The organism is Ruminococcus sp. Marseille-P328, assembly GCF_964249465.1.
Classification (GTDB): Bacteria; Bacillota; Clostridia; order Lachnospirales; family Lachnospiraceae; genus Blautia_A; species Blautia_A faecis.
The window spans coordinates 1-26,366 of sequence record NZ_CAXUBQ010000040.1 but is presented as its reverse complement, the minus strand read 5'-3'; the positions used below and the strand labels follow the sequence as shown (position 1 = coordinate 26,366).

At 44.2% G+C, this 26,366-nt stretch carries 18 protein-coding genes and 1 pseudogene; 17 read left to right on the top strand and 2 right to left on the bottom strand.

The features are described 5' to 3' along the window. Positions 1 to 424 precede the first annotated feature (424 nt). Positions 425 to 1,429 (top strand): calcium/sodium antiporter, encoded by a 1,005-nt coding sequence (locus ACESTK_RS19345; protein WP_187566075.1) that lies wholly within the window; start codon positions 425 to 427, stop codon positions 1,427 to 1,429. 145 nt (positions 1,430 to 1,574) lie between these two features. Here the strand turns inward: ACESTK_RS19345 and ACESTK_RS19340 are convergent, their stop codons facing one another. Beyond that, positions 1,575 to 2,159 (bottom strand): manganese efflux pump MntP family protein, encoded by a 585-nt coding sequence (locus ACESTK_RS19340; RefSeq protein ID WP_187566076.1) that lies wholly within the window; start codon positions 2,157 to 2,159, stop codon positions 1,575 to 1,577. Between the two features lie 545 nt (positions 2,160 to 2,704). On the opposite strand from ACESTK_RS19340, the gene feoB reads away from it, so the two are divergent. The 7 genes from feoB to ACESTK_RS19305 all read left to right on the top strand — a co-directional run bounded on the left by feoB (position 2,705) and on the right by ACESTK_RS19305 (position 12,753). Beyond that, positions 2,705 to 5,050: a ferrous iron transport protein B gene (gene feoB, locus ACESTK_RS19335; RefSeq protein ID WP_118579567.1), complete on the top strand. Its 2,346-nt coding sequence runs from the start codon at positions 2,705 to 2,707 to the stop codon at positions 5,048 to 5,050. Positions 5,051 to 5,152: 102 nt separating this feature from the next. After that, positions 5,153 to 7,240, top strand: a complete 2,088-nt coding sequence (locus tag ACESTK_RS19330; protein ID WP_373120533.1) for an RND family transporter — start codon at positions 5,153 to 5,155, stop codon at positions 7,238 to 7,240. Positions 7,241 to 7,521: 281 nt separating this feature from the next. Further along, on the top strand, positions 7,522 to 8,268 hold the full coding sequence (larB, locus tag ACESTK_RS19325; RefSeq protein WP_173774229.1) for a nickel pincer cofactor biosynthesis protein LarB: 747 nt from the start codon (positions 7,522 to 7,524) through the stop codon (positions 8,266 to 8,268). 48 nt (positions 8,269 to 8,316) lie between these two features. After that, positions 8,317 to 9,831 (top strand): nickel pincer cofactor biosynthesis protein LarC, encoded by a 1,515-nt coding sequence (larC, locus tag ACESTK_RS19320; RefSeq protein WP_173719427.1) that lies wholly within the window; start codon positions 8,317 to 8,319, stop codon positions 9,829 to 9,831. A gap of 146 nt (positions 9,832 to 9,977) precedes the next feature. Then, complete coding sequence (locus tag ACESTK_RS19315) at positions 9,978 to 10,754, top strand: ABC transporter permease (protein ID WP_118579579.1); 777 nt, start codon at positions 9,978 to 9,980, stop codon at positions 10,752 to 10,754. An 87-nt stretch (positions 10,755 to 10,841) separates the two neighbouring features. Continuing rightward, on the top strand, positions 10,842 to 11,582 hold the full coding sequence (locus tag ACESTK_RS19310) for an ABC transporter ATP-binding protein (protein ID WP_118579582.1): 741 nt from the start codon (positions 10,842 to 10,844) through the stop codon (positions 11,580 to 11,582). 70 nt (positions 11,583 to 11,652) lie between these two features. Next, on the top strand, positions 11,653 to 12,753 hold the full coding sequence (locus ACESTK_RS19305) for a glycosyltransferase family 1 protein (RefSeq protein ID WP_195699996.1): 1,101 nt from the start codon (positions 11,653 to 11,655) through the stop codon (positions 12,751 to 12,753). Positions 12,754 to 12,759: 6 nt separating this feature from the next. Here the strand turns inward: ACESTK_RS19305 and ACESTK_RS19300 are convergent. Further along, positions 12,760 to 12,816 (bottom strand): annotated as a pseudogene (locus ACESTK_RS19300) (DUF6783 domain-containing protein); the annotation flags it as partial. A gap of 36 nt (positions 12,817 to 12,852) precedes the next feature. Here ACESTK_RS19300 and ACESTK_RS19295 point away from each other — a divergent pair. From ACESTK_RS19295 to ACESTK_RS19255, 9 genes are all read left to right on the top strand, one after another. Beyond that, positions 12,853 to 13,845 (top strand): Stealth CR1 domain-containing protein, encoded by a 993-nt coding sequence (locus tag ACESTK_RS19295; protein WP_373120531.1) that lies wholly within the window; start codon positions 12,853 to 12,855, stop codon positions 13,843 to 13,845. A gap of 76 nt (positions 13,846 to 13,921) precedes the next feature. Continuing rightward, positions 13,922 to 15,196 (top strand): CDP-glycerol glycerophosphotransferase family protein, encoded by a 1,275-nt coding sequence (locus ACESTK_RS19290; RefSeq protein ID WP_118579594.1) that lies wholly within the window; start codon positions 13,922 to 13,924, stop codon positions 15,194 to 15,196. A gap of 157 nt (positions 15,197 to 15,353) precedes the next feature. After that, positions 15,354 to 15,770: an adenylyltransferase/cytidyltransferase family protein gene (locus tag ACESTK_RS19285; protein ID WP_118579597.1), complete on the top strand. Its 417-nt coding sequence runs from the start codon at positions 15,354 to 15,356 to the stop codon at positions 15,768 to 15,770. Positions 15,771 to 15,837: 67 nt separating this feature from the next. After that, positions 15,838 to 17,103: a CDP-glycerol glycerophosphotransferase family protein gene (locus tag ACESTK_RS19280; RefSeq protein ID WP_373120530.1), complete on the top strand. Its 1,266-nt coding sequence runs from the start codon at positions 15,838 to 15,840 to the stop codon at positions 17,101 to 17,103. Between the two features lie 83 nt (positions 17,104 to 17,186). After that, on the top strand, positions 17,187 to 18,389 hold the full coding sequence (locus tag ACESTK_RS19275; RefSeq protein WP_368369150.1) for a glycosyltransferase: 1,203 nt from the start codon (positions 17,187 to 17,189) through the stop codon (positions 18,387 to 18,389). Position 18,390: 1 nt separating this feature from the next. Then, a complete protein-coding gene (locus tag ACESTK_RS19270; protein ID WP_373120529.1) occupies positions 18,391 to 20,679 on the top strand; it encodes a CDP-glycerol glycerophosphotransferase family protein in 2,289 nt (762 codons plus the stop codon). Then, positions 20,672 to 22,378, top strand: coding sequence for a hypothetical protein (locus tag ACESTK_RS19265; RefSeq protein ID WP_373120528.1), 1,707 nt, complete (start codon positions 20,672 to 20,674; stop codon positions 22,376 to 22,378). Before ACESTK_RS19270 ends, ACESTK_RS19265 begins: the two co-directional genes overlap by 8 nt. A 42-nt stretch (positions 22,379 to 22,420) precedes the next feature. Further along, positions 22,421 to 24,394 carry an ABC transporter ATP-binding protein gene (locus ACESTK_RS19260; protein ID WP_243110357.1) on the top strand — a complete coding sequence of 658 codons (1,974 nt, stop codon included), beginning with the start codon at positions 22,421 to 22,423 and terminating at the stop codon, positions 24,392 to 24,394. After that, the gene (locus tag ACESTK_RS19255; RefSeq protein ID WP_373120527.1) at positions 24,385 to 26,208 is read left to right on the top strand and encodes an ABC transporter ATP-binding protein; all 1,824 of its coding nucleotides are present in this window, start codon (positions 24,385 to 24,387) and stop codon (positions 26,206 to 26,208) included. The genes ACESTK_RS19260 and ACESTK_RS19255 overlap by 10 nt, the downstream gene beginning before the upstream one ends. The last annotated feature ends 158 nt before the right edge of the window (positions 26,209 to 26,366 follow it).

The following is a 26,366-nucleotide window of genomic DNA, read 5'->3' as shown; positions in this document are numbered from 1 at the left end:
GTTGATGGAAGCATTATACTACATTGGGACATTTTCCTTTATGGTATATTAGGACATTATCATAAATGGTTCATAAAGAGAGCATATAGAGGAAGATTAGAGGTTGACTTCTTAACAGCAATTTGGTATATTAACTACACATATGGATTCTGTGAGGGAGTAGTTTGCGTGAAAACGTGGTTTGTCAACAGTCGCGGCTTTGATCGGATCTGATTCTGGCCTGGCAAATCTTAAAGAATGAGACTCATGTATGCATGTTATGGCATACATGGGTCTTTTTACATTTGCGGCAGATGTGATTCCAAAGAAGCAGGCGTATGAAGTAAATGCTGTTTTGTAGCATACATTTTGCAGAAAGCCTTTTCAAACACACTCTGGAGAATCTGTAAAGATAAAAATATGCGGATAACAAAAGGAGAGTATTATGCAAAATATTATTAATGGATTGCCAATTGCAGCTGTTATTCTGCTGCTGGCAGTGGGATTTGCTTTTCTGGTAAAAGGGGCTGACTTTTTTGTGGAGGGAAGTTCCAGCATTGCGAAGAAGTTAAAGGTTCCGCCCATCATCATTGGTCTTACGATTGTGGCTATGGGAACTTCACTGCCAGAAACAGCCGTGAGTGTGACTGCTTCTCTGGTACAGAATAATGAACTTGCGGTCAGCAATGTAGTAGGATCCAATATTTTTAATCTGATGTTTGTAATTGGTGTCTGTTCGATTCTGACGCCAATTATGGTCCAGAAAGCAACTGTGGTAAGAGATATTCCCTTGTCTTTAGGCTGTGCACTATTTCTGCTTGTACTGGGAATTTCAGGACTGGGAGATAAGGCGGGAATGACGCTGGGTCATGCAGATGGAGTTATTTTCTTGATCGTGTTTGCCGGATATATTTTCACAATGGTACGAAGCGCAATGAAAGCCCGTGCTGCAGGACAGAAGATTGAAATAGAAGGTGTTGAAGAATGTGATAATATGAAAGAGCTGTCATACGGCAAAAGTATCCTCTTTCTGATCGTGGGTGCAGCTGCAATTGCTTTTGGCGGTGACCTTACCGTTGATACAGCCAGCAGGATTGCAATAGAGCTTGGAATGAGCCAGACTCTGGTCGGGCTTACCATTGTGTCTATCGGAACTTCACTTCCGGAGCTTGTAACCTCTGTAGTTGCAGCAAGAAAAAATGAAGTTGATATGGCAGTTGGAAATGCAGTAGGATCCAATATTTTCAATATTCTGATGGTTCTTGGAATCTCATCTGCTATCAGTCCGGTAGCTTTGATCTGGGAAAACATAATCGATATAGTGCTTCTTATGGTATTTTCGGTTATGGTCTGGATCTTTGCAGGAACCAGGAAAAAAATTGAGCGCAAAGAGGGTATTATAATGGTAGTGGTATATCTGGTTTATTGCGCATATATTATTGCCCGTTAATAAAAGCAGAAAAAGCTTTCATCCATCCCGCAAAGGGAGAGATGAAAGCTTTTTTTGATTGGACAACAGGTAAAAATCAACGCTTATATAGTAAAACACCTTGCGGAACAGTACCTATTAAATAGTGATAAATATGCTGAAAAAATTAAAACATATTGCTCATAAAAATTTCCAGACCAATTGCAATAAGAATGACGCCGCCGAGAATATCCGCCTTGTTGGAAAGCCTGGTTCCGAAGCGTTTTCCAAGGGAAAGTCCGGTCATGCAGATAAAGAATGTGACTATAGCAATGATCAGGGAACAGACAAGAGCCATCAGCCAGTCATACTCTGAGATGGTGAATCCTACGGACAGGGCATCAATGGAAGTTGCAACACCCTGAATGAAGAGGGCTTTGAGACCAACTCCCGGAATTTCATTATCCTCGCCAGTTCCCCGGATACCATTGATCAGCATGGAGCCTCCGATATAGCCAAGAAGGATCAGCGCGATCCATGGAATAAATTTCTCAAATGCCTTGAAGTATTCTACAATGGTGTGGACGCATAACCATCCGGTCATTGGCATAATGGCCTGGAAAGCACCGAATGTGCCTGCAATGCCGCACATTTTTTTCATGCGCATCTTAGGCTCGTGAAGGCCGTTTGCCAGGGACACAGAAAAAGCATCCATTGCAAGTCCGACTCCAAGCAGGGCGCTGTTCAGAAAAAACACAAAACTGTAGTTCATTTTTACGTTCCTCCGTAATGTATTTTATTACTGGTTTCCATTTTTTTATTTGCTGTGGAAACAGATCTCTCGGCGAAGCTTTTTACAGCATGAAAAAAGACCCGATATATAACCACAGGCTATATATGGGTCAGCTGCATTCTTATAAAAGGACAGACTCCATGTATAGCATAACGTTATACATGAGTCTCGCAATTTAATGCAAGCCAGATCGAAACACTGCTCTGAAATCTGCTGTTCATTCAGTGAACAGCAATCTATACAAACAGATTCATACGGTCGGTATGTTGACTTGCCACGCGTCTGTGGACACGCTTGCTACTCCCTCACAGGGAAACCTTGTTTCGTAACTTTATCAGATAATGATAAAATTGTCAATAATTTTTCTCAATAATATTGACATCCTGATGATATTAGAATAAACTAACTCCTGTAACATTAATGATAAAATTTATCATTAGCAGACGAATTTTATCAAAAATGGTTGCTGCTTAGTTTTGAACAGCAACAAAAATCTTACATATGGGAAAAGAGGACAAGTACATATGACATTAAAAGACCTTCCCATCGGGAAAACTGCCACAGTTACAGTAGTAGGAGGAGAGGGTGCCCTGCGGCAGCATTTCCTGGATATGGGAATCATTCCCATGGCGGACGTGACCATGGTAAAATATGCACCTATGGGTGACCCTGTTGAAGTCAGGATACATAGCTATGAGCTGACCCTGCGTCTTGCAGATGCTGCCCAGATTCAGATTGATAATGTAAGGGATGAAAAAGAACAGAAACGAGGCAGCCGTGTCAGGGCGATTCCTCATCCAGGTCTGGGCGAGGGCGGTAAATATCATGAAAAAGCAGATGAACATCCCCTTCCGGATAGTGAGCTTCTTACCTTTGCGCTGGCAGGAAACCAGAACTGCGGTAAAACAACCCTGTTTAATCAGTTAACCGGCTCCAGTCAGCATGTAGGCAACTTTCCGGGAGTTACTGTAGACCGCAAGGATGGTATTATCCGTGGGAAAAAGAATACTCTGGTGACAGACCTGCCGGGAATTTATTCCATGTCCCCCTATACCAGCGAGGAAATCGTAACCAGAAGCTTTATTCTGGAACAGCATCCAAAAGGAATTATCAATATTGTGGATGCAACCAATATTGAAAGAAATCTATATCTTACCATGCAGCTGATGGAACTGGATGTTCCTATGGTCCTGGCATTGAATATGATGGACGAGGTAAGGCAGAATGGCGGTTCTGTACGTGTGAACCAGATGGAAGAGGCGCTTGGAATTCCTGTAGTACCTATTTCAGCAGCGAAAAATGAGGGAATCGATGAACTGGTAGCCCATGCGATCCATGTGGCAAAATATCAGGAAAAACCAAAGCGTCTGGATTTCTGCGATGCAAACGATGATGGCGGTGCTGTTCACAGATGTCTTCATGGAATTATGCATCTCATTGAGGATCATGCTCAGCAGGCAGATATCCCGGTACGTTTTGCAGCCAGTAAGCTTGCGGAAGGGGATGAACTGATCCTGGAAAAGCTTGGGCTGGATCAGAATGAAAAAGAAACCCTGGAGCATATTGTAAAGCAGATGGAGACGGAGCGTGGGCTTGACCGGTCCGCGGCGATTGCCCATATGCGCTTTGACTTTATTGAAAAAGTCTGCGCTGAGACCGTGATTAAGCCTCATGAAAGCAAGGAGCATCTGCGCAGTCAGAAGATGGATAAAATACTTACAGGCAAATATACAGCCATTCCATGCTTCGCAGGTATTATGGCTCTGGTTTTCTGGCTGACCTTTGGTGTGATCGGAAAGGGACTTTCAGATCTTCTGGATATGGGAATTACCTGGCTGACTGCAGTGGTGGATCAGGCAATGACTGCATGGAACGTAAATAATGTGCTTCATTCACTTGTAATTGACGGTATTTTCAATGGAGTTGGAAGTGTGCTCAGCTTTTTGCCGATTATCGTCACCCTGTTTTTCTTCCTGTCACTTCTGGAAGACAGTGGATATATGGCCAGAGTGGCATTTGTAATGGATAAGCTGCTTCGAAAGATTGGACTTTCCGGACGAAGCATTGTCCCAATGCTTGTAGGCTTTGGCTGTACAGTTCCCGGCGTTATGGCAAGCAGAACCCTGCCCTCAGAGCGTGACCGTAAGATGACGATCCTCCTTACTCCTTTTATGAGCTGTTCGGCAAAGCTTCCGATTTATGCTTTCTTTACAGCTGCCTTTTTCCCGAAATACGGTGCACTGGTAATGATAGCACTTTATTTCGGCGGAATTATTATGGGAATCCTGATGGCACTGATTTTTGGAAAAACCATGTTTAAGGGAGAAGCGGTTCCCTTTGTAATGGAGCTTCCTAATTATCGTCTTCCAGGTGCAAAAAACGTTGGCCAGCTTCTTTGGGAAAAAGCAAAGGATTTTCTTCAGAGAGCCTTTACTGTTATTTTTGTGGCAACCATTGTGATCTGGTTTTTACAGACCTTTGATCTGCATCTGAATATTGTGACAGATTCCAAAGACAGTATTCTTGCAGTACTTGCCGGATTTATTGCACCGGTATTTGGGCCTCTTGGCTTTGGGGACTGGAGATTTTCCACAGCTCTTGTAACAGGTTTCATGGCAAAGGAGAGCGTGGTTTCCACATTGTCCATATTATTTGGAAGCACAGCGGCACTGGTGGAGGTGCTTTCTCCGCTGGCAGCAGTGTGCCTTCTTACCTTCTGCCTTTTATATACGCCTTGTGTAGCCGCGATTGCTTCTGTGAAACGTGAGCTTGGCGGAAAATGGGCAGCTGGAGTGGTGATCGGACAATGTGTGATCGCCTGGATTGCGGCATTTTTGGTAAAAATCGTCGGCGTTTTGATCGGATTTTGAGAAAAATGACTATTTTTCATTTTTGTTAAAAATAATATTGACTATTGGTCATTTTGGGTTATACTATAGTACGAAAGAAATGAATTTAAGGAGATGACATCAATGGTCAAAGTAGGAAAATGGATAGCCAAGCATAAGGTCCTGGTGCTTTTGATCGGACTTTTGCTGGTAATCCCGTCTGTGATCGGAATCGCAGAGACGAGAGTAAATTATGATCTGTTAAGTTACCTGCCGGATACCCTTGAGACGGTAAAAGGTCAGGATATTCTGGTGGATGAGTTTGGTATGGGCGCCTTTTCCATGGTAATTGTGGAGAATATGGATATGAAGGATGTCCAGAAGCTGGAAGAGAAATTCAGTGAAGTAGAGCATGTAAAGGATGTTCTCTGGTATGATGATGTGGCGGATATCACTCTTCCGGTAGAGATGATTCCTGAGAAGTACAGAAAGGTATTTATAAATGGCGATGCAACCATGATGCTGGTTCTGTTCGATAATACCACATCTTCAGATACTTCCATGGAAGCTATCACAGAACTACGTAAGATTGCCAACGAGCAGTGCTTCCTCAGTGGCATGACAGGAGTTGTTACAGATATTAAGAACATTGCCATGCAGGAGCTGCCGATTTACGTTGTGATCGCGGCGGTACTCAGTCTGATCGTTCTGGAGCTGACAAGCGGATCCTTTGTTGTTCCGTTTTTGTTCCTGCTCAGTATCGGACTTGCTATCCTTTACAACCTGGGAAGCAATATTATTCTGGGCGAAACCTCTTATATTACACAGGCACTTACCGCAGTGCTTCAGCTTGGTGTTACCATGGATTATTCCATTTTCCTTCTGAACAGCTACGAGGAAAATAAGAAGCGTTTCCCTGGTGAAAAGGATCGTGCCATGGGGCATGCCATTGCCAATACTTTTAAGTCTGTAGCTGGAAGCTCTGTTACCACAGTAGCCGGCTTCGTTGCACTTTGTGTTATGACCTTTGCTCTTGGACGTGACCTTGGTATTGTTATGGCAAAGGGCGTTATTATTGGTGTTATCTGCTGTGTAACCATTCTTCCGGCACTGGTTCTGTTTTTTGACAAGCCTATTGAGAAGACACAGCATAAGCTGCTTCTTGCCAGAATGGATAAACCGTCTGCATTTATTACGAAGCATTATAAGCTTTGGACTGTGATTTTCCTGGTGCTTCTGCTTCCGGCTATTTATGGAAACAATCATACAAAGATTTACTATAATATTGCAGAATCCCTTCCATCCACTTTGGATTGCAACATTGCCAATGATGAGCTGGAGAAAACTTTCGCAGTAGGCAATATCCATATGATTATGATGGATAAGAATATGGACTCCAAGCAGAAACAGCAGATGTTAAATGATATTGATAAGGTTGAGGGTGTGAAGTGGAGTCTGGGTATGAATTCCCTGATCGGACCTACCGTTCCGGAGTCTATGATCCCGGATGATCTGAAGAAGATTTTCAAAGGAGATCAATATGAGCTTGCATTTGTATGCTCTGAATATGGTTCTGCTACAGATGAGGTAAATGCCCAGCTTGCAGAAATTGATAAAATAGTAAAGAAATACGATAATACTGCAATGGTAATCGGTGAGGCACCGCTTATGAAAGATCTTCAGGATACCACAGATGCCGATCTGGTTCGTGTAAATGTAATCTCCATCGGTGCCATTTTCCTGATCATTATGATTATCTTTAAATCAATTTCCCTTCCGATCATTCTGGTTGCGGTTATTGAGTTTGCGATTTTTGTCAATATGGCCATTCCGTACTATCAGGGAATCAGCCTTCCGTTCGTTGCAAGTATTGTTATTGGTGCCATCCAGCTGGGTGCAACCGTTGACTATGCGATCCTGATGACTACCCGTTATCAGAGAGAGAGACAGCACGGTAAGAATAAGATGGAAGCCATCAGCATTGCCCATAAGACCAGCATGCCGTCCATTATCAGCAGTGGTCTCAGCTTCTTCGCAGCAACCTTCGGTGTTTCCTGTTATTCACAGGTTGAGATGATCGGTTCTATCTGTACATTGCTTGCCCGTGGTGCGATCATCAGTATGGTAGTTGTACTGTTTATCTTACCAGCTATGTTTATGATCTTCGATAAACTGATCTGTGTTACATCTATTGGTTTCCTTGGAGATAAAAAGGCAGCCAAAGCGAAATAAAACATAATCAGACGTCCTGGGAGCGCTGATTACGCTCAGAACAGCCGGCTTTGGAAGAAATCCGTTACGGTTCGCTCCGTGACAAGTAACACGCTTCGCGATGCATAGAAATCCTGCTTCAGCAAAATGAGGCAGGATTTTTTTGTTGAATAAAAGGGCAGAAAACGTTATAATTGTGTTGCATTTTAGCGCCTGTTTGAAAAAACATTCCCGCAAATTGTGACGCACATTTTGCAGAATGCCTTTTTCAAACACGTTTTAGGAAATGGAGTGATTTGTACATGACATTAGAAGAAATCCTTGCCCAGGTGCAAATGGGAGGACTTTCTCCGGAAGCAGCAGGGAAGCTGATTCGACAGGATGGTTACAAGGAAATGGATTATGCCAAGCTGGATACGGGGAGAAAAGCCCGTACTGGTTTCGCAGAGGTGATTTACTGCAGCAATAAGGCAGATGCCCATTTGCTGAAAATATTTGAGCGTTTATATATGGAAGAGGGAGAAGTACTTGGAACAAGGGCTTCCCAGGCACAGTATGAGCTGGTGAAGGAGAAGTTTCCGGAAGTTCAGTATGACCCTGTTTCCAGAATCCTGAAAATTGAGAAACCAGATAAGATTCATGAGGGAAAGGTGGCTGTCTGTACAGCAGGCACTGCAGATATTCCAGTGGCCGAGGAAGCAGCACAGACTGCAGAATATTTTGGAACTCACGTGGAACGGATTTATGATGTTGGTGTAAGTGGAATGCACAGGCTGTTTTCCAGGCTGGAGATCATTCAGGACGCGAATTGTGTTGTGGCTGTGGCTGGCATGGAGGGTGCTCTTGCCAGTGTTATGGGCGGTCTTGTAAGCCGACCGGTGATCGCGGTGCCTACGTCTGTGGGATATGGAGCGAATTTCCATGGATTATCAGCACTTCTGACCATGATCAATTCCTGTGCTAATGGAATTGCCACCGTGAATATTGACAATGGATATGGAGCCGGATATCTGGCAACGCAGATGAACCGGCTGGCGCTTGGTAAGTAAGAGACACAAATTGAAAAGCAATTTGATAAATTTGTAACGAGGAGAATTATGGGAAAATCATTATATCTGGAGTGTTATTCCGGAATCAGTGGTGATATGACAGTGGCAGCACTGCTGGATCTGGGAGCAGATCAGAAGGTGCTGGAGGATGTACTTGAAAGTATTCCGGTGCAGGGATTTGAGATAAAAGTAAGCAGGGTGACGAAATCCGGGATTGATGCCTGTGATTTCGATGTAATCCTGGATGCAGAGATAGACGGACATGACCATGATATGGAGTATCTGCATGGACATGATCATAGTCATACGCATGGGGCAGAAGAACATAATCACAGTCATACGCATGAGGCAGAAGAACATAATCACAGTCATACGCATATGGCAGAAGAACATAATCACCAGTATGAGCATAGCCATGAGGCAGCTGCAAAGAATGTGGCAGCACATGGACATGATCATGGAGATGAGATAGCAGCACATACTCACGAGCCCCATCGTCATCACAAACATCGCGGTATGAACGAAATCTGTCAGATACTTGCTGACACAAAGATGACTGACAGTGCCAGAGGTATTGCCCTTAAAATTTTTCAGATCCTGGCAAGGGCAGAAGCAAAAGCCCACAATGTTCCGGTGGAGGAGGTGCATTTCCACGAAGTTGGAGCTGTGGATTCCATTGTAGATATTTTGTCCGTGGCAGTCTGCCTGGACAATCTTGGAATTACAGAGGTCATTGTACCTGTATTATGTGAAGGAATGGGTACGGTCCGCTGCCAGCATGGCATTTTACCAGTTCCGGTTCCAGCGGTAACCCATATTGTACAGCAGTGTGGCCTGAATCTGCGGATCACTCCGGTACAGGGTGAACTGGTAACTCCTACAGGTGCGGCAATTGTGGCAGCAGTACGTACTTCCTGCAAATTACCGGAGACCTTTGCAATTGAGAAAACAGGTATCGGAGCTGGCAAGAGGACGTATGAGTGCCCGGGAATCCTGCGTGCAATGCTGATTCACCCGGAAGAATCCCATAAACCGGAAAAAGCGGTGGGAATTCCGGCAGGAAATGAAAGTGCGGCAAATGAAACTGCCAAAATTCAGACCGGTGTTACGGAAAGCGCGGATTGTGCAGATTACATCTACAAGCTGGAAACAAACATCGATGACTGCAGCGGTGAAGTACTTGGCTTTGTCATGGAGAAGCTTTTTGAGGCCGGTGCAAGGGATGTGCATTATACTCCTGTATATATGAAGAAAAACCGTCCTGCATGGCTTCTTACTGTAATCTGTAAGGAAGAAGATGTCCCGGGAATGGAAGCTTTGATTTTTGCAGAAACTACCAGTATTGGTATCCGCAGGGTCAAGATGGAGCGCACGATTTTGCCCCGGAGAAAGCGGAAAGTAATGATTCCCTTCGGTGAGGTGGAAGTGAAAATCTGCGGTTCAGAAGGAGCAGAGAAATGCTATCCGGAGTATGAAAGCCTGGCGGAAATCTGTAGAAAGACTGGAATTTCTTATGCAGAAGCCTACCAGATGGCAGTAGACGCAAGTAAGAATCTGGAATGATTGATCGCTTCCAGGTTAAATCGCAATATTGCAACCTGCGAAAGAGTATGTTACAATACAGTTTGGCTTTTTTTAAAGAGAAGTTTATATACGAATGCTTTGGATAAAACAGAAAGCCAAATTTTTCAAAATATAATGGAGTGAATATGAAGAAATATTTAGATAATCTCAGACAGTATCAGTTCCTGTTAAGTGAGCTGGTCAAAAAAGGAATCAAGCTGAAATATCGTCGTTCCTACCTTGGTATTTTGTGGTCCATGCTAGAACCACTGCTTTCCATGGTGGTACTGACTATTGTCTTCGGAACCCTGTATGGAAACACGGACAAAACATTCCCTGTATACATTCTTTCCGGACGTCTTCTGTACAGCTTTTATTCCTCTGCAACCAAAGCTGCGCTGAAATCCATCCGGTCCAATGCAGCAATGATCAAGAAAGTGTATGTACCGAAATATCTGTATCCACTTTCAACTGTAATTTATAATTATATTATTTTTCTGATCTCCCTGGTTGTGCTTGCCATTGTAGGCGTGATCCTGGGTGTGAAACCGACTATTTATCTGCTTCAGGCACCGGTTGCCTTGATCATCATTCTGATCCTTTCCTACGGAAGTGGAATGTTCCTTGCAACTATCGGTGTATTTTTCAGAGATATTGAGTACCTCTGGTCTGTTGCCCTGATGCTGATCATGTATACATGTGCCATCTTCTATTATCCAAGCAAGCTGCTGAAGAGTGGCTGGGCATGGATCCTGAAGTTCAATCCTCTGTACTGTACCATTCAGATTTTCCGATCTGCAATCTTCGGAGAGCCTATGTATGCGCCATATGTAATTTATGCAGCTGCATTCAGCGTAGTGATTACCATCATCGGACTTGTATGCTTCAAGAAAAAACAGGATAATTTTATTCTGTACATCTAGAACCTGTTTGAAAAATCATTCCCTGCAGAAAGTATTTTTCAAACACGCTCTAAACTACCATTTACAGGAACATGTTAAGGAGAAAATATGAGCAAGACAGCCATTGAAGTCGATAACGTAAGCATGAAGTTCAACCTGAGCCGTGAGAAGGTTGACAGCTTAAAAGATTATATATTTAAAACCATTAAGAGAGAAATCCAGTACAATGAATTCTGGGCTTTGAAGAATGTAAGCTTCAGCGTGGAAAAGGGAGACCGTGTAGGTATCCTTGGTCTTAACGGAGCTGGAAAAAGTACTCTTCTTAAGGTGATTTCCGGTGTATTCAAGCCTACAGAGGGTCATGTGGACAAACATGGGAAAATGGTTCCCCTTCTGGAACTTGGCGCTGGTTTTGACCCGCAGTATACAGGAAAAGAGAATATTTACCTGTATGGTGCCATGCTTGGATATACCAAGAAATTTATTGACAGCAAATATGATGAGATTGTAGAATTCTCTGAACTTCAGAAATTCATGGATGTTCCGGTGAAAAATTATTCCTCCGGTATGAAATCCAGACTTGGCTTTTCCATTGCCACAGTAGTAGAACCGAAGATCCTGATCCTGGACGAGGTCCTTTCCGTAGGTGACGCCAAGTTCCGTAAAAAAAGTGAAAAGAAGATCATGAGTATGTTTGACTCAGGTGTTACTGTCCTTTTTGTATCCCATTCTCTGGAACAGGTACAGCGCCTTTGCAATAAGGCCATGATTCTGGAAAAAGGCAAGCTGATCGCATACGGCGACATTGATCCGATCTCTGAGCAATACAGTAAAATGATAGGTGGCTGATTATGAAAAAGGAATTAACCCGGGAAGTTTCCAGATATGACAAGCTGATAAAGCGTTTAGAAGGTGAAAAATGAAAATCCTGCAGGTAGGGCTGGGAAATAATCCTGGCGGTATGGAAGCATTTGTAATGAATTATTTCAGGGAACTGGCCAGACAGGGAGTATCCTTTGATTTTGTATCCATGTATGGAACGATTGCTTATGAGAAAGAAATCCTGGAGCTTGGGGGACGGGTTTTCTATGTCCCCAATGTAAAAAAAGATTACTTTGGCTATATAAAGGCCTTTCGGAAGCTCCTTTCCCGGGAGAAGTACGATGTCGTGCATGTGAATATGCTTTCAGCAGCCAATATCGTACCACTTCGCCTGGCGAAGCAGGCAGGAGTGAGAAAGGTAATAGCACATTCCCATAACGCTTCAGCACCGGGAATTGTGCGTAAGCTGATGGATGGCGTGAATCGTCCCAGAATGAAGCATTATGTGAATGAGAAGTTTGCCTGTTCCGAAAAAGCAGGCAGATGGTTGTTCGGAGATAAGGCTTTTGAACGGGGTGAAGTAACTTTGGTTGCAAACGCAATTGAGACAGATAAATATGGCTTTTCAGAGTCAAACAGGCGGAAAATCAGAGAAAAGCTGGGGATTTCTGGGGATGCCCTGGTAGTAGGGCATGTAGGCAGGTTTCAGATTCAGAAGAATCATGAGGCCATTCTTCGTATTTTCCATGAAATCCAACGAAAAGAGCCAGCTGCAAGGCTTTGCCTTATAGGTGACGGCGAATTAAAGGAACAGATCCAGGAGCAGGCTAAGAAGGCGGGTGTCCTGGATAAAATCATATTTACGGGAGTATGTCAGGACGTGGAGCGGTACTTAAGCGCCATGGATGTTTTCCTGTTTCCTTCTTTATTTGAGGGACTTCCCTTTACTCTTCTGGAAGCTCAGGCCAATGGCCTGCCCTGTGTGATTTCAGACCAGATCACAGGAGAAGCAGTACTCTCCCGGGAAAATGTGACGATGATTTCTCTGGCAGAAAGCCCGGAGAAATGGGCCAAAGCTGTGTTTAAGATGAAGGAAGCCGGGAGAATCGAAAGAGAAGAAGCGGCCAGAAGGCTGGCAGAAGCAGGATTTGACATCCATAAGGAAGGGCAGAAGCTGATGCTTCTGTATGGCAGATAAGCTGACTGAGAAAGCTATAGAGCGTGTTTGAAAAAGGCTTTCTGCAAGATGTGCGTCACATTTCTAGACCGCAACCATTTAAAGAGCAGGAGAATAGGAATGGAAAAAATAGATTTTGTGCTCACCTGGGTGGACGGCAGTGACCCTGACTGGCTTGCACAGCGCAGGGAATATCAGCCTGGCAGGGGAACTGACGCCGGGGAGAGCAGATACCGCGACTGGGACAATCTTCAGTACTGGTTCCGCGGTGTGGAGAAATTTGCTCCCTGGGTAAATAAAATATATTTTGTTACATGGGGACATGTTCCAAAGTGGCTGAACACAGCGCATGAAAAGATTCAGATTGTAAAGCATGAGGATTTTATGGCGCCTGCTTATCTTCCTACCTTTAATATTAATTCTATAGAACTGAATCTTCACCGAATAAAAGGATTGTCAGAGCATTTCGTCTTTTTTAATGATGATATGTTTCTCATTGATTCCGTGAAACAGGAAGATTTTTTCAAAAACGGACTCCCCTGTGACTGCTGTATTGAGACTGCCCTTGTGCAGGACAATATCCGCAATCCTTTTGCCAATATTCTTATGAATGATGCAGCTCTTGTCAATATGCATTATAATAAAAAAGAAGTGATCAGAAAGCAGGCAAATAAATGGTTCAGTCCGGCTTATGGAGCAATGCTCTTCCGCAATGTGCTGATGCTGCCTTATCGTGAATTTTCCAGTTTTAAATATTCACATCTTCCAAGTCCTTTTTTGAAAGCAACCTATTGGAAAGTATGGGACGAAGAGGGTGCTGTTCTGGATGAGGTTTGTAAGAATCGTTTCCGCACAGTATTCGATGTGAACCAGTACGTGATGAAATACTGGCAGTACATGGAAGGAAAATTCACGCCCCAGTCACCGAAGCTTGGAAGATTTTATACCATAGGAAAACATGATCAGCAGATTCACCATACCATTCGCAGACAGGCGTGTAAGATGATCTGCCTTAATGATGATGTGAATGTGGGTGATTTTGAGAAGCAGAAGAAAGAAATTCAGAAAAGCTTCGAAGTGATTTTTCCGGAGAAATCGTCTTTTGAGATGTAATTGCAAATAGCTTTTTTCAAAAGCACTCTGGTGTATCGTAATTTTATCAGGTAAATTATAGAAACGAGGGTAAGAGATGACAAAGGATTCCCTTAAAAGGAAAATAAAAGAAGAGGGTCTGGCTGGAAGTGTTCTTTATTATCTGGGCCGCTTTTGTTCAAAGGCGGAGCTTGCCCTGGTGGGAAAATGGTTCGGGAATCACGGGAAGCTCCGTCAGAACTGTATTGTGCTGAAAAACCGTACCATGCAGGACATGACAGACAATCCCAGGGCTTTTTATGAATATCTGATTCAGAATAAAATAAATGAGAACCATCAGATTATCTGGATGGTTTCCGATAAGAAAAAATGTGAGAAACTGAAATGCAAGAATGTTAAATTTGTAACAGCAGAGAATAAATATGGCTGGTCCAGCCCCCTTGCTTATTATTATGGCGCTGTTGCAGGATTTTTTTTCTATACAAACAATACAGCTTACCTGAATTTTTACCATTGTAAAGGGCAGATCACAGTGAACATGTGGCATGGCTGCGGCTATAAGGATGCAGCCAAAGACAACAAGCCGCCTACAGGAAAAAGCATGATGCATTTTGACCATGCCATGGTGCCGGGACCTGTGTTTGTGGAAACAAAATCCCGTTACTGGAACTGTGAGAAAGAGAAGATTCTTGCCCTTGGCTATCCAAGATATGACTGGATGCTCCATCCATCTGTCAGCCGTGGGGAGGCGCTGGAGAAGCTTTTTTCCCATAAGGATATGAAAACCGTGATCTGGATGCCTACTTTCCGAAAAAGTGAGGTGCTGATCAGCGCAGAGAATGAAATTGAACTTCCCTTTCAGCTTCCTGCATTGGAGAGCGAGGCGGAGCTGAAAGCACTGGATGTTCATTTAAGGGAATGCGGAATATTTCTGATCATCAAAAAACATCCCCTTCAGTCTGGCTGGTCCCTGGATGAAGGTGCGTATACCAATATCCGTTATGTGACAGAAGAAATGCTTCAGAAATCGGGCATTCAGCTGTATGAACTGGTGGGACTTATGGATGGACTGATTTCGGATTATTCCTCCATTGCAGTAGACTATATGCTTCTTGACCGACCTCTGGGCTATGTGCTCACAGACCTGGAAAGCTATCGAAATACAAGAGGATTTGTATTTGAAAATCCGGAAGCATATATGCCAGGTGAGAAGATTTACAATTTAGAGGATCTGAAGGACTATTTTTCCCATATCGCAGTGGGAGAGGATCCTTTTAAAGAAGAGAGAAGAAGATTATTGCCTGCAATGCACACTATGCCAAAGAAGTCAGGTTACTGCGAGGCACTTGCAGAGTATTTGAATATAAAGTAAAATAAAAGCAGAAGTTACCCATCCAAAAAGGTTCTAGTACATCATTTCGTAAATAATTATATCAATCGGATTCACAGACAAGTGAGTGGTATAGTTATTTAGAAAACAATGTGCTATGATTATTTTTTCGAAAAAAACAGATACAGGAGAGGGATAAATGGGAAAGGTAATCGGATACACACAGGGAACTTACGATATGTTTCATATCGGTCATCTGAACCTGATCAAAAATGCTAAGAGAAGATGTGATTATCTGATCGTAGGCGTAAATACAGATGAGCTTGTGGAAAGCTATAAGAATAAAAGACCTATCGTGCCATTGGAAGAGCGGGCTGAGATCGTCCGGTCTATTAAATATGTGGACGAGGTGATCATCACGAATACCCTTGATAAAAAAGAAATCTGGGATAAGATCCGTTTCGATGAAATTTATATCGGAGATGACTGGAAGGGAAATGAGCGCTGGGAGCGCACCGGGAAAGAGATGGAAGCCCTGGGAGCCAGGCTGGTTTATCTTCCCTACACCAAAGATACTTCTTCTACAATGCTTCGTGAGAAACTGAAAGAGTATTAATGCGGACTGATTTAGAGCCTTTTTTAAACAGGCTCTGGATTGTAATATATTAAGAAAGGTAAAATCCATGGAAAGAGCACAGAGAATTCTAAAGAAATTTTCAAAAATCCTGAAAGAGCAGGGCGCAGGACCTTTGTTCACCACATTCAAAGGCTATGTGACTTATGCTTTATATGACCGCTGGAAAGTGAGAAGACTTCGTAAATTCCCCCCGCGTATGGTGAAAAACAGAATCCTGTTTGAGACAAATGATGATTTTACAGACAATTGCCGGGCTCTTTTTGATTATATGGTTGCAAATGGATATAATAAAAAATATGAGCTTGTCTGGCTGGTTCATGAGCCGGAGAAGTATAAGAAATACCAGGCGGAGAATGTGAAGTTTGTTCGCAATTTCAAGAAGAACACGACGATCCGCAGGGCAGCAGCTTACCGCTATGCATTGACCTCAGCCTTTATTTTTTACACCCAGGCGTTTAACTGGATCGGAATGGCAAGAAAGGGTCAGACTTTTGTAAATCTCTGGCATGGCTGCGGCTACAAGGCGAACAAGAACAACCGCAAGGTATTTTTCGACTACTGTCTGGTGCCAGGAGATGTGTTTATTGAGACGAAGAAAGAGTTCTTTGGCTGCAGTTCCAGGAAGCTTCTTGCACTTGGCTATCCCCGTTACGATCAGATGATGAAGGGAAGCAACGCCGCAAGAGCATATAAGGAAAAGCTTCTGAAAACAGCTGACAGTGACAAGCTGATCCTGTGGATGCCTACCTACCGTCATGCAAGCAGCGAGAGACTGAATGAGGAAACGCTGAACAATGAATTTAATATCCCGATCCTGGACGATAAGGAGCGGCTTCTTGCTTTTAATAATTTCTGTCGTGATAATCATGTACTTGTGGTAATTAAGAAGCATTATCTCCAGATTCCATATGACTTTGGAGAAAATGTGCTGACAAATATTGTTTACCTGGAAAATCAGGATCTGGAAGACAATGGCTTGCAGCTTTATGAGTTTATCAACTGTTCGGATGCCCTGATTTCTGACTATTCCTCTGTGGCAATTGATTATCTGCTTCTCAACAGACCTATTGGATTTACCCTGGATGACTATGATGCCTATACGGAGTCCAGAGGATGGGTATTTGAAGATCCACTGGAATACATGCCAGGAGAACATATTTACAATGTACAGCAGTTTGAACAGTTTGTTCTGGATGTCAAAAATGGAAAAGATGACTATGAGAATCAGCGTAAGGCAATTCTTGCAAAGACTCATAATGTAACAGATAATTACTGCAAACGTGTTCTGGATTATTTCAAAATTACGGTATAACAGAGAAAATACGAAAGCCTTTTTTACATGCTTCAGGATTTATCCCGCAAAAGGAGGAAGCCCCTGCAGGGGTGGTATATAACATGAAAATATGTATCTGGATAACAAAAATCTTTGATCTGGGCGGAACCAAGAGAGTGGTTTCCCTGTTGGCCAACGAGCTGGTGAAAGAGCATGAAGTGACGATCATGACTTATGAAGACCGCTTTCGTGAAGACCGCACCATGTATCATTTAAGTGAAGATATCAATGTGGATTTCATTGACAACAGCCAGTTCGTGAATAAGCATCATACCCCGGCTTTCTGCGCCCGCTATCTGGTGAAGAAGCTCAATGACAGATCTGGTCTGTTTAATAAAAAAAGCCTGAATCCCATTCTTGCAGAAGCAATTTTTCCTAAAAAAACAAGAGAGAAATGGGTGGAATATTTCAATTCCCAGGATTATGACGTGATCCTTACCACAGCATCCTTAAGCCTGAGACTTGCCATGATCGCGCCCCGGCTAAAAGCCGCAACCATCGGCTGGCAGCATAACTGCTATGACGGATATCTTCATGTGAAGCCTGTCGTCTTCTGGCAGCAGGAGAACCTTCTTCAGCAGTATCTGCCAAATCTGGACCGCTACATTGTGTTGAGTGATTATGATAAGCGGGACTATATGGAGAAGCTTGGAATAGATTGTGAAGTAAAAATCAATCCCAGAAGCTTTGTCAGTGAAAAGAAGTGCGATGTGAAATCCAAACGTTTTCTCATGGCGACCCGTTTCGTATATGCCAAAGGACTGGATCTGATGATGGAATCCTTTGAAGAGTTCTGCAAAGAGGATTCGGAGTGGGAGCTTGATATCATCGGAGACGGAGATCTTTTTGACCAGATCAGGGCAGATGCGAAGAAGCGTCATCTGGAGAAGCGTGTCCATTTTGTAGGATATACCAATGAGCCTGAGAAGTATTATCTGAATTCTTCTGTTTTCCTTCTTCCATCCAGATGGGAGGGCTGGCCTATGGTGATTATGGAATCCTTTGAGTTCGGTCTTCCGGTAATCGCTTATCATATGGGCGCCATGGATCTGATCATTGATGACGGAAAGACCGGTTTCCTTCCTGAAGCGTTTGATCCCCACAAATTTGCCCAGGCCATGCTGAAACTGGCACATGATGAAGAGCTTCGTGCCCGGATGTCTGCGAACGCCATTGCCAAGTCTGATGATTTCTCTATCGACAAGGCTGTGAAAGAATGGGACGGACTTTTTGAACGTGTAGTTGCGAAGAAGAGGGGGAAGTAACATGAAGATCACCGTGAACAACCTGAAGAAGCTGGTGAAAAGGATAGTCCGCCCGGATGAAAATTCCGGTAAAGAGAAGGACACTTTTGAGGCTGCCTTAAAGAGAGCCAGGGATGAGGCTAAATACAATCTTACGGAGGAGTTTCGGGAGAAGTACGCGGATTTTCTTGACAGTCCCATAAAAGAAAAATGTATACTATACGAGGCATTTGGGGGCAGAGGCATGACCTGCAGCCCTCATGCCATTTTCAAGTATTTGCTGACCCAGACAGAATTTCAGGAGTATCTCCATGTCTGGGTCATTGACGATTTTTCGGATAATGAACCATGGATGGGACTTTACAGGGATGATCCAAATGTGAAATTTATTAAATTCCAGTCTGTAGAATACAGGGAATATCTGGCTACAGCCAAATATCTGATCAATAATGTAAGCTTTCCCGGATATTTTACCAAACGTAAGGAGCAGATCTTTGTGGATACCTGGCACGGAATCCCGTTAAAAACCATTGGATTTGACATTCCGGCAGGCAAGGTGAGTGCAGGAAATACAGTAAGGAATTTCCTTGCAGCAGACTATCTGATCGCGCCCAATCATTTTATGACAGAGATTTATGAGAATGCGTTCAAAATGAAAAATCTTTATCCCGGAAAAATCCTGGAAATCGGGCAGCCCCGTAATGACAGCTATTTTCACACAGACCGGGAGGCCATATTTAAGAAGCTGCAGATGGCAGGCGTGGAGGCAGATCCAAAGAAGAAGCTGATCCTTTATGCGCCTACCTGGAAGGGCAGCAGGTATTCCAGCCCTGATACCAGCCTGGATGCCTATGAGAAGATGATCCGCACTATCGAGGAGAATGTGGATACCAGGGAGTACCAGGTGCTGGTGAAGCCTCATCAGATTGTATACTACCACATTAAAGACACAGTAGGGATAACCGGCCAGTATATTCCTGCAACCGTAGATACCAATGAGCTTCTTCGTGCTACAGATGTTCTGATTTCCGATTATTCCAGTATTTATTTTGACTATCTGGTATCGAAAAAGCCCATTTTGTTCTTTATCCCGGATCTTGCAGAATATAAAAATTACAGAGGCTTATACTTCGGAATTGATAAGCTGCCGGGTCCTGTTGCAGAAACTTATGAGCAGCTTGGAGATTATGTGAAGGATGCCGAAAGAGCCATGGAGCCATACCGGAAGGTTTACGAAAGGGAAGCAGCCTGGGCGTGTCCGCAAGATGACGGAGAGGTCTGCCGCCGCCTTGCAGACATTGTGTTCCACGGAAAAGAAGATTCCCGGTGTATAGCCTGTCAGGATGAGGCGCAGTCACCAAAGAAAAAGCTTCTGATGTATGCCGGTGATTTTTCGGAGGGAGATGACACCGAAGCATTTCTTGGACTTGCAGAGAACCTGGATTTTCAGAAATACGATGTTACCCTGCTTGTGTGCGGTGGTGGAGACGATTTTGCAGAAGAACAGATCATAGGTCTTCCTACCGGGCTTCGGATCCTTTACCGTGGTCAGCCTTTTAACGGAAAAGCGGAGGAAATCGCGCAGAATGAGCTGTTTTTGAAGGGAAAAATAAAAGATATTCCACATGCTTTTTACAAGAGAGAGGCAAGGCGCCTGTTTGGAGAGGCGAAATTCGACTGTGCAATTGACCTTACCGGGAAAAAGAGCCTGTTTTCAGTGGTGGCAAAGGAGATGGATGGCGTTCGGTTTTTCCAATACAATGCACGTTTTGTCCGTGAAAAACAGATTGCAAAGGAGCTGGCAGGCCAGCAGGTAATCGTATCTGCCACAGAAAGCTACTTTATTGCCAGATACCAGGGAAGCAATCCAGCTGTTATTACCGTGGAAGCCATTCCGGCACCGGATACAGAGAAAATCAATTATATCTGTATGTACCAGCAGAAAGCCCAGAACGTTCTGAAGGCTTTTGACCGTCTGGAGAAAAATACTTGTCTTTACATTACCGGAAAAGGGAAAGGGTATCAGAAGCTGAAAGCTATGGTTTCAGATCTTCACCTGGAGGGAAGGGTGATTCTTACCGGATGGCTTGAGAAACCCTTTGCATTTATGAATCTGTGCGATTATTTTATCTGTCCGGAAGGGGAAGAAGAAGGCCTGGGTACCCTTGCTGCAAAAACCATGAATATGAAGCTGCTGGCAGAAGACTGCACAACAGAGATGCCTTACAGCTTTCAGGCCATGTCCTGGAACGAGGAACAGAGTGGGAAGCTGGATGAGCTGATAGAAGGTAAGAGGACTTCAGATGAATGAGATAGAGAAGATTTTGAAAGATAATATGGAGGATTATGAGAGCGTGAAGCGTCAGGCTCTGAAATTCATCCATGAGAATAAGAAAGAACTTTCCAAAAACTATGCCTACGCAGAGGTATGCGGGAATCCGGTGGATGCTTCCTGTTTTTTCTTTCTTATAGATGAAAAAAAGCCTGGCAGTGATCTGCTGCTGGAAATGCTGGACTATGCGCTGAAGAATTATGTTTCCTCTGAGAAGGCGAGTGTTACGGCCTGCATAAAAGGCGGTTTTCATCTGGTGAAAAAAACAGGTGTGGACTATGTAAAAGAGGAAAGTCGTGAATATCTGGAGGCGCTTTCCCAGGCAGGTTACATTATCGGTAATATGGTTCTGCCAGGCTCTTTTGTGAAAAAAGAAGCACAGGTTTATTTTAATCCCATGCTGGAAATTTATGATAGGAAGTCTGTGGAGACTGCAGAATTTCTCTCAGTTACGGCAAGGGAGCTTCTGAAAACAGATTATATCTACGCTCCGTCTAAGAGCAAAGCGAAGGAAGCATGGCTGGAAAAATGCACCCTGGGAAAAGTCTATGATGGAAAAGTGATCATAGAGAAAAAGGAAGGCTTAAAAGAAGGCAGAGGCAGTCTTCTGGAGTGTATCCGAAGGCAGAATGCAGTGCCTGGAATGGAGTTTTTCTCCCTTCGAAATCAGGAGGAAAGGAAGAAAGTCCTGATCCTTAGCAGCTGGAAAGCCGAGCGGGAGGCTAAGCTTGTTGTCCGAAAGCTTGCAGACAGTATGGACAGGGAAAAATATGATACGGTTATTTATAGTGGCTGGCTTGGAAGCAAGGGAGATGTGAAAGAATTTCTCGCCTTTGAAAAAGAGCTTCCAAAAGTGATGGGCGCAGGAAGGATGACTTTGAGTGAGGAAGATTTCCTGAATTACCGTATGATTGAGAAAAATCCGGCTCTTTATCTGGAAAATCCGGAAATACGAAGATATATGCGAATGCTTGCCAGAAGAGAGTGGGGCAGGCTGTTCGGCAGCAGTTCCTGGGATGTGGTGATCATGGCTGGAAGTACAGGGTATCTGCCATATTATCTGGCAGCAGAGGCACCGGCGAAAATGAAAGTTCTGGTGGATCTTGATTTTCTGCCTTACATCCATGAAAAATATCCGGCAAGATGGCGAAAAGCCCTTACTGTATTTGACCGGATATATGCTCCGGCAGATTGCCAGCAGCTGGGAGACTACGGAAAGGAAAACCGCCTTCGGATAATGCGCCTTCAGGTACTTGCTGCAGCCAGACCAGAGGAGAACCAGGTGGAAACGGTTTCCTACAATGGTGAGACTTACCTTGTGTGTGGGAAATGGAACCTGCAGGGAGAGCGTATTTCCATGAAGCTGGTACAAAAGCCGGTTCCGGGAAGTATTCTGGTAAATGGTGAGCTTGCACCAACTGCAGAGCAGAAAAAAGCTTTGGAGCAGCTGTCGAAGGAGCACAGGATTTATGTGCTGGGGGCACAGAGCGCCGCCTATAAAAGTCTTTTGCCAGAAGCAGTGATCCTGGATGGATATGTGAAAAAAGAACTGTATCTGCAGCCTGCGGCCTGGGAATTTTTTGGAGCCTTTGAGAGTTATGTAGGAAACAAGGCCTTGGAATATGATGCATTGGAAAGAATATGTAAAACTTTTGGAGTGAAGGAGGACATTCCTTGATTCGTTCAGGGAGTGTTCTTTTTTTATAAAATGGGGGAAAGTATGAATACGAAAAATAAAACCGGGAAATTCCGGATCATTTTCCGTTTCCTGAAAGGAAATATCCGGTTCTTTGTGGGGACGCTATTATTTTCGGTGCTGTTTACAGCATGTAATGCGTTGATCCCACAGATCGTGAAATACACAGCAGACCATATTCTGGTGCTGGATGGAATTCCGGATGGTCTGAATGTGCGGCAGACACTGCTTCTGGCAGCACTTCTGGTAGCTGCTTCGGCAGTTCTTTCGGGAGTTTTTAATTACTTAAGTAAAATGTGCCTGGCAAAAGGCTCAGAGAATTTCCTGAAATCCATCCGTGACACCTTGTATCACCACACCCAGTATCTGCCTTTTTCCTGGCATGTAAAGCACCAGACCGGGGAGATCATTCAGAGATGTACCTCTGACGTGGAAGTGATCCGTAACTTTGTGTGCAGGCAGCTGCCGGAGGTGTTTCGAATCTGTTTCCTGATCGTACTGTATCTGGGAATCATGTTTTCCATGAATGTGCAGATCACACTGGCTGCGGCAGCTTTTTTCCCGGTGATCATCGGTTATTCCTGCTATTTCTATTCCAGGATCGGGAAACGTTTTCAGGATGCTGATGAGGCGGAGGGGGCACTTTCCAGTACCGTGCAGGAGAATCTGACTGGAGTTCGTGTAGTGCGTGCTTTTGGTAGAGAAAAGTATGAAATCGACCGGTTTGATGAGAAAAATAATGCCTACTCCAATTTATGGGTATATCTTGGAAAACTGATGAGCGTTTACTGGGCATCGGGAGATTTGATCACCAACCTGCAGGTGCTGGTGGTTATGGTGACTGGTGTTGTTTTTGCCGTGAATGGACAGATCACATTGGGCGAGTTTATGGCATTTATTTCCTATAATGCGTCCCTGACCTGGCCGGTGCGAAGCCTGGGAAGGATTATTTCAGATATGAGTAAGGCTGGGGTTTCCATGGAACGTGTGGTTTATATTCTGGAGGCTGAGGAAGAGGATGCTGCTGTAAAGTGTGAAGCTAAGTGTACAGACAGAAATGAAAATGCAGAGAATATTGCGAAAAAGAAGAAGGCAGGACAGAGTGAGGCAACTCTGGATTATAAGATTCCTGCGCGGACAGCAGAGCAAACGAGTGAGGATTCCGAAAATAAAGGCTGTGGAGAAAAGCAGACTTTGGGACCTGTCAGTGGAATGAAACCTGCCATGGATGGCGATATCTGCTTCCGCGATGTATCTTTCGGTTATTCTCCAGACCACCCGGTTCTGAAAAATATCAATTTCACAATCCCATCCGGAAGCACCTTTGCAATCCTTGGCACAACTGGAAGTGGAAAATCAACTCTGGTCCATTTACTGAACCGTTTATATGATCTGCCGGAAGACTGCGGCAGTATTACCATTGGCGGTACAGACATTCGTGACATTGACCGTCAGTACCTGCGCCAGAATATCGGCATGGTACTCCAGGAACCGTTCCTTTTCTCCAGAACCATCCGTGAGAATATTGGCATCACAAAGGAGAAGCTTCTGGATGAAGAAATTCGCCATGCAGCGGAGATTGCCTGTGTAGATGAGTCAATTCTTCATTTTACAGACGGATATGACACCATCGTAGGTGAGCGTGGCGTCACTTTGTCCGGTGGACAGAAGCAACGTGTTGCAATTGCCAGAATGCTGATGAAAGAAGCTCCGATCCTGGTATTTGACGATTCCCTATCCGCAGTAGATACGGAGACAGACAACAAAATCCGCAAAGAACTGAAAAAAGAGATGGAGAAAGCAACGGTTATTATGATTTCCCACCGGATCACATCTCTTATGCAGGCTGACTGTATTATTGTGATGGACAAGGGAGAAATCCAGCAGATGGGTACCCATGAGGAACTACTCCACCAGGAGGGACCATACAAAGACATTTATGAGATCCAGATGAACAGTGACATCCGTCTCATGGAAGGAGGTGCAGCATGCGAATAGAAGAAAAAGAATATACAAAGTCTATTGATATTTCCATCTGGAAAAAGGTTTTCCCTTTCCTTGCACCCCGGAAAAATGTGCTGATTATGGTAATTGTGATGAATATTCTCTGCTCAGCAGTGGATATTATCATGCCGTTATTTCAGCGACAGGCCATTGATTCCTTTATCGAGAAAAATACTCTGGCAGGACTTGGAGGATTTATTGCGCTGTATATTGCAGTGATCGTCTTTCAGATGTGGTCCGTCATCTGTTTCACCAGAGGCTGCATGACACTTGATGTGGAAACAGGCCGTGATATGAAAAGGGCATTGTTTGTTCATCTTCAGAAGCTGTCTTTTTCCTACTACAATGCAACTCCGGTTGGATATATCCTGTCCAGGGTAATGAACGACGTAGCCAGGATCACAGAGTTGATCGCCTGGGATGTGATCGATATGCTGTGGGCTATCTTTTATGTAGTGGGTGTGTTTGTTGCAATGCTGTTTCTGAACTGGAAACTGGCTTTGGTGATCATGCTGATCGTTCCAGCTATTGCAGTCCTTACCTGGTATTTCCAGAATAAGATCCTCACATGGAACCGTCAGGTGAGAAAAATCAATTCCAAGATCACAAGTGGCTACAACGAAGGAATTATGGGCGCGAAAACTGTGAAATCCCTGGTTGTGGAGGAGAAAAACTTCCGGGAGTTTGCCTCTGTCACTGAGGAGATGAGAAGTGCGTCTATCAAGGCTGCCAGATTAAATGCAATTTATATTCCGCTGGTAGTTTTCTTTGGAGCTCTGGCAACTGCCCTTGTACTGGAGCGTGGCGGCATTATGGTTCTGAATGGAAGTATGGACATAGGAACACTTGCTGCATTTACTGCATATGCAGTTGGAATTTTTGAACCAATTCAGAGGCTTGCAGGAATTTTGTCCCAGTGCATTTCTGCTCAGGCAAATATTGAGCGGGTGACCTCCCTTCTGGAAGAGAAGCCTCAGGTGATAGACTCCCCAGAGGTTCTGGAAAAGTATGGAGATTTCTTTGATCCCCACAAGGAGAACTGGGAACCCATTAAAGGCGACATTGAGTTTGAAAACGTTTCATTCCAGTATCCCGATGGAAAAGAAGAGGTGCTCAGCAACTTCAACCTGAAAATTCCGGCTGGTACCAATGTGGCAATCGTCGGAGAGACCGGTGCAGGAAAAAGTACGCTGGTGAACCTGGCCTGCCGTTTCTTTGAGCCCACTAAGGGAAGAATCCTCATCGACGACAGAGATTACCGTGAGCGAAGTCAGTTGTGGCTGCACAGCAACATCGGGTATGTGCTTCAGAATCCCCATCTGTTCTCCGGGACTGTGATGGAGAATATCCGTTATGGAAGACTGGATGCCACTGATGAAGAGGTAAAGGCTGCTGCGAGGGCAGTTCATGCCGATGAGGTAGCCGAAAAGCTTGACAAAGGTTATGACAGTGACGTAGGTGAAGGCGGCGACCGTCTCTCCACCGGAGAAAAGCAGCTTCTTTCCTTTGCCCGCGCAGTACTGGCAGATCCCGCCATTTTCGTTCTGGACGAAGCAACTTCCTCTATCGACACCAAAACCGAGCAGCTGATCCAGCAGGCCACAGACAAACTGCTGAAAGGGCGAACTTCCTTCCTGATCGCTCACAGATTATCTACAATCCGTAATGCCGACCTGATTCTGGTAGTCCGGGATGGCAAGATTGTGGAGCAGGGAAAACATAAGGAGCTGCTGGAGAAAAAGGGATATTATTATCAGTTGGTACGGCAGCAATTTGCGGATGAGGAGTCCAGGAAGGTACTTAGCTAAGTCACTATTTAGTTGATTAAAAGTTCTTCAATGCGGACGCATTTGGACAATGTGTATTACTCACTCGCCGGCGCAACGCTGCAGCGAACTAATCGCTAACTGCGACTAATGCGTTCGGGAGAGCCCTCACGCATAAGTCTCCGTAAGCGCTGGATTTC

Coding starts and splice junctions, on each gene's coding strand:
- ACESTK_RS19345 (WP_187566075.1), top strand. CDS start 425: ATGCAAAATATTATTAATGGATTGCCAATTGCAGCTGTTATTCTGCTG.
- ACESTK_RS19340 (WP_187566076.1), bottom strand. CDS start 2,159: ATGAACTACAGTTTTGTGTTTTTTCTGAACAGCGCCCTGCTTGGAGTC.
- feoB (WP_118579567.1), top strand. CDS start 2,705: ATGACATTAAAAGACCTTCCCATCGGGAAAACTGCCACAGTTACAGTA.
- ACESTK_RS19330 (WP_373120533.1), top strand. CDS start 5,153: ATGGTCAAAGTAGGAAAATGGATAGCCAAGCATAAGGTCCTGGTGCTT.
- larB (WP_173774229.1), top strand. CDS start 7,522: ATGACATTAGAAGAAATCCTTGCCCAGGTGCAAATGGGAGGACTTTCT.
- larC (WP_173719427.1), top strand. CDS start 8,317: ATGGGAAAATCATTATATCTGGAGTGTTATTCCGGAATCAGTGGTGAT.
- ACESTK_RS19315 (WP_118579579.1), top strand. CDS start 9,978: ATGAAGAAATATTTAGATAATCTCAGACAGTATCAGTTCCTGTTAAGT.
- ACESTK_RS19310 (WP_118579582.1), top strand. CDS start 10,842: ATGAGCAAGACAGCCATTGAAGTCGATAACGTAAGCATGAAGTTCAAC.
- ACESTK_RS19305 (WP_195699996.1), top strand. CDS start 11,653: ATGAAAATCCTGCAGGTAGGGCTGGGAAATAATCCTGGCGGTATGGAA.
- ACESTK_RS19295 (WP_373120531.1), top strand. CDS start 12,853: ATGGAAAAAATAGATTTTGTGCTCACCTGGGTGGACGGCAGTGACCCT.
- ACESTK_RS19290 (WP_118579594.1), top strand. CDS start 13,922: ATGACAAAGGATTCCCTTAAAAGGAAAATAAAAGAAGAGGGTCTGGCT.
- ACESTK_RS19285 (WP_118579597.1), top strand. CDS start 15,354: ATGGGAAAGGTAATCGGATACACACAGGGAACTTACGATATGTTTCAT.
- ACESTK_RS19280 (WP_373120530.1), top strand. CDS start 15,838: ATGGAAAGAGCACAGAGAATTCTAAAGAAATTTTCAAAAATCCTGAAA.
- ACESTK_RS19275 (WP_368369150.1), top strand. CDS start 17,187: ATGAAAATATGTATCTGGATAACAAAAATCTTTGATCTGGGCGGAACC.
- ACESTK_RS19270 (WP_373120529.1), top strand. CDS start 18,391: ATGAAGATCACCGTGAACAACCTGAAGAAGCTGGTGAAAAGGATAGTC.
- ACESTK_RS19265 (WP_373120528.1), top strand. CDS start 20,672: ATGAATGAGATAGAGAAGATTTTGAAAGATAATATGGAGGATTATGAG.
- ACESTK_RS19260 (WP_243110357.1), top strand. CDS start 22,421: ATGAATACGAAAAATAAAACCGGGAAATTCCGGATCATTTTCCGTTTC.
- ACESTK_RS19255 (WP_373120527.1), top strand. CDS start 24,385: ATGCGAATAGAAGAAAAAGAATATACAAAGTCTATTGATATTTCCATC.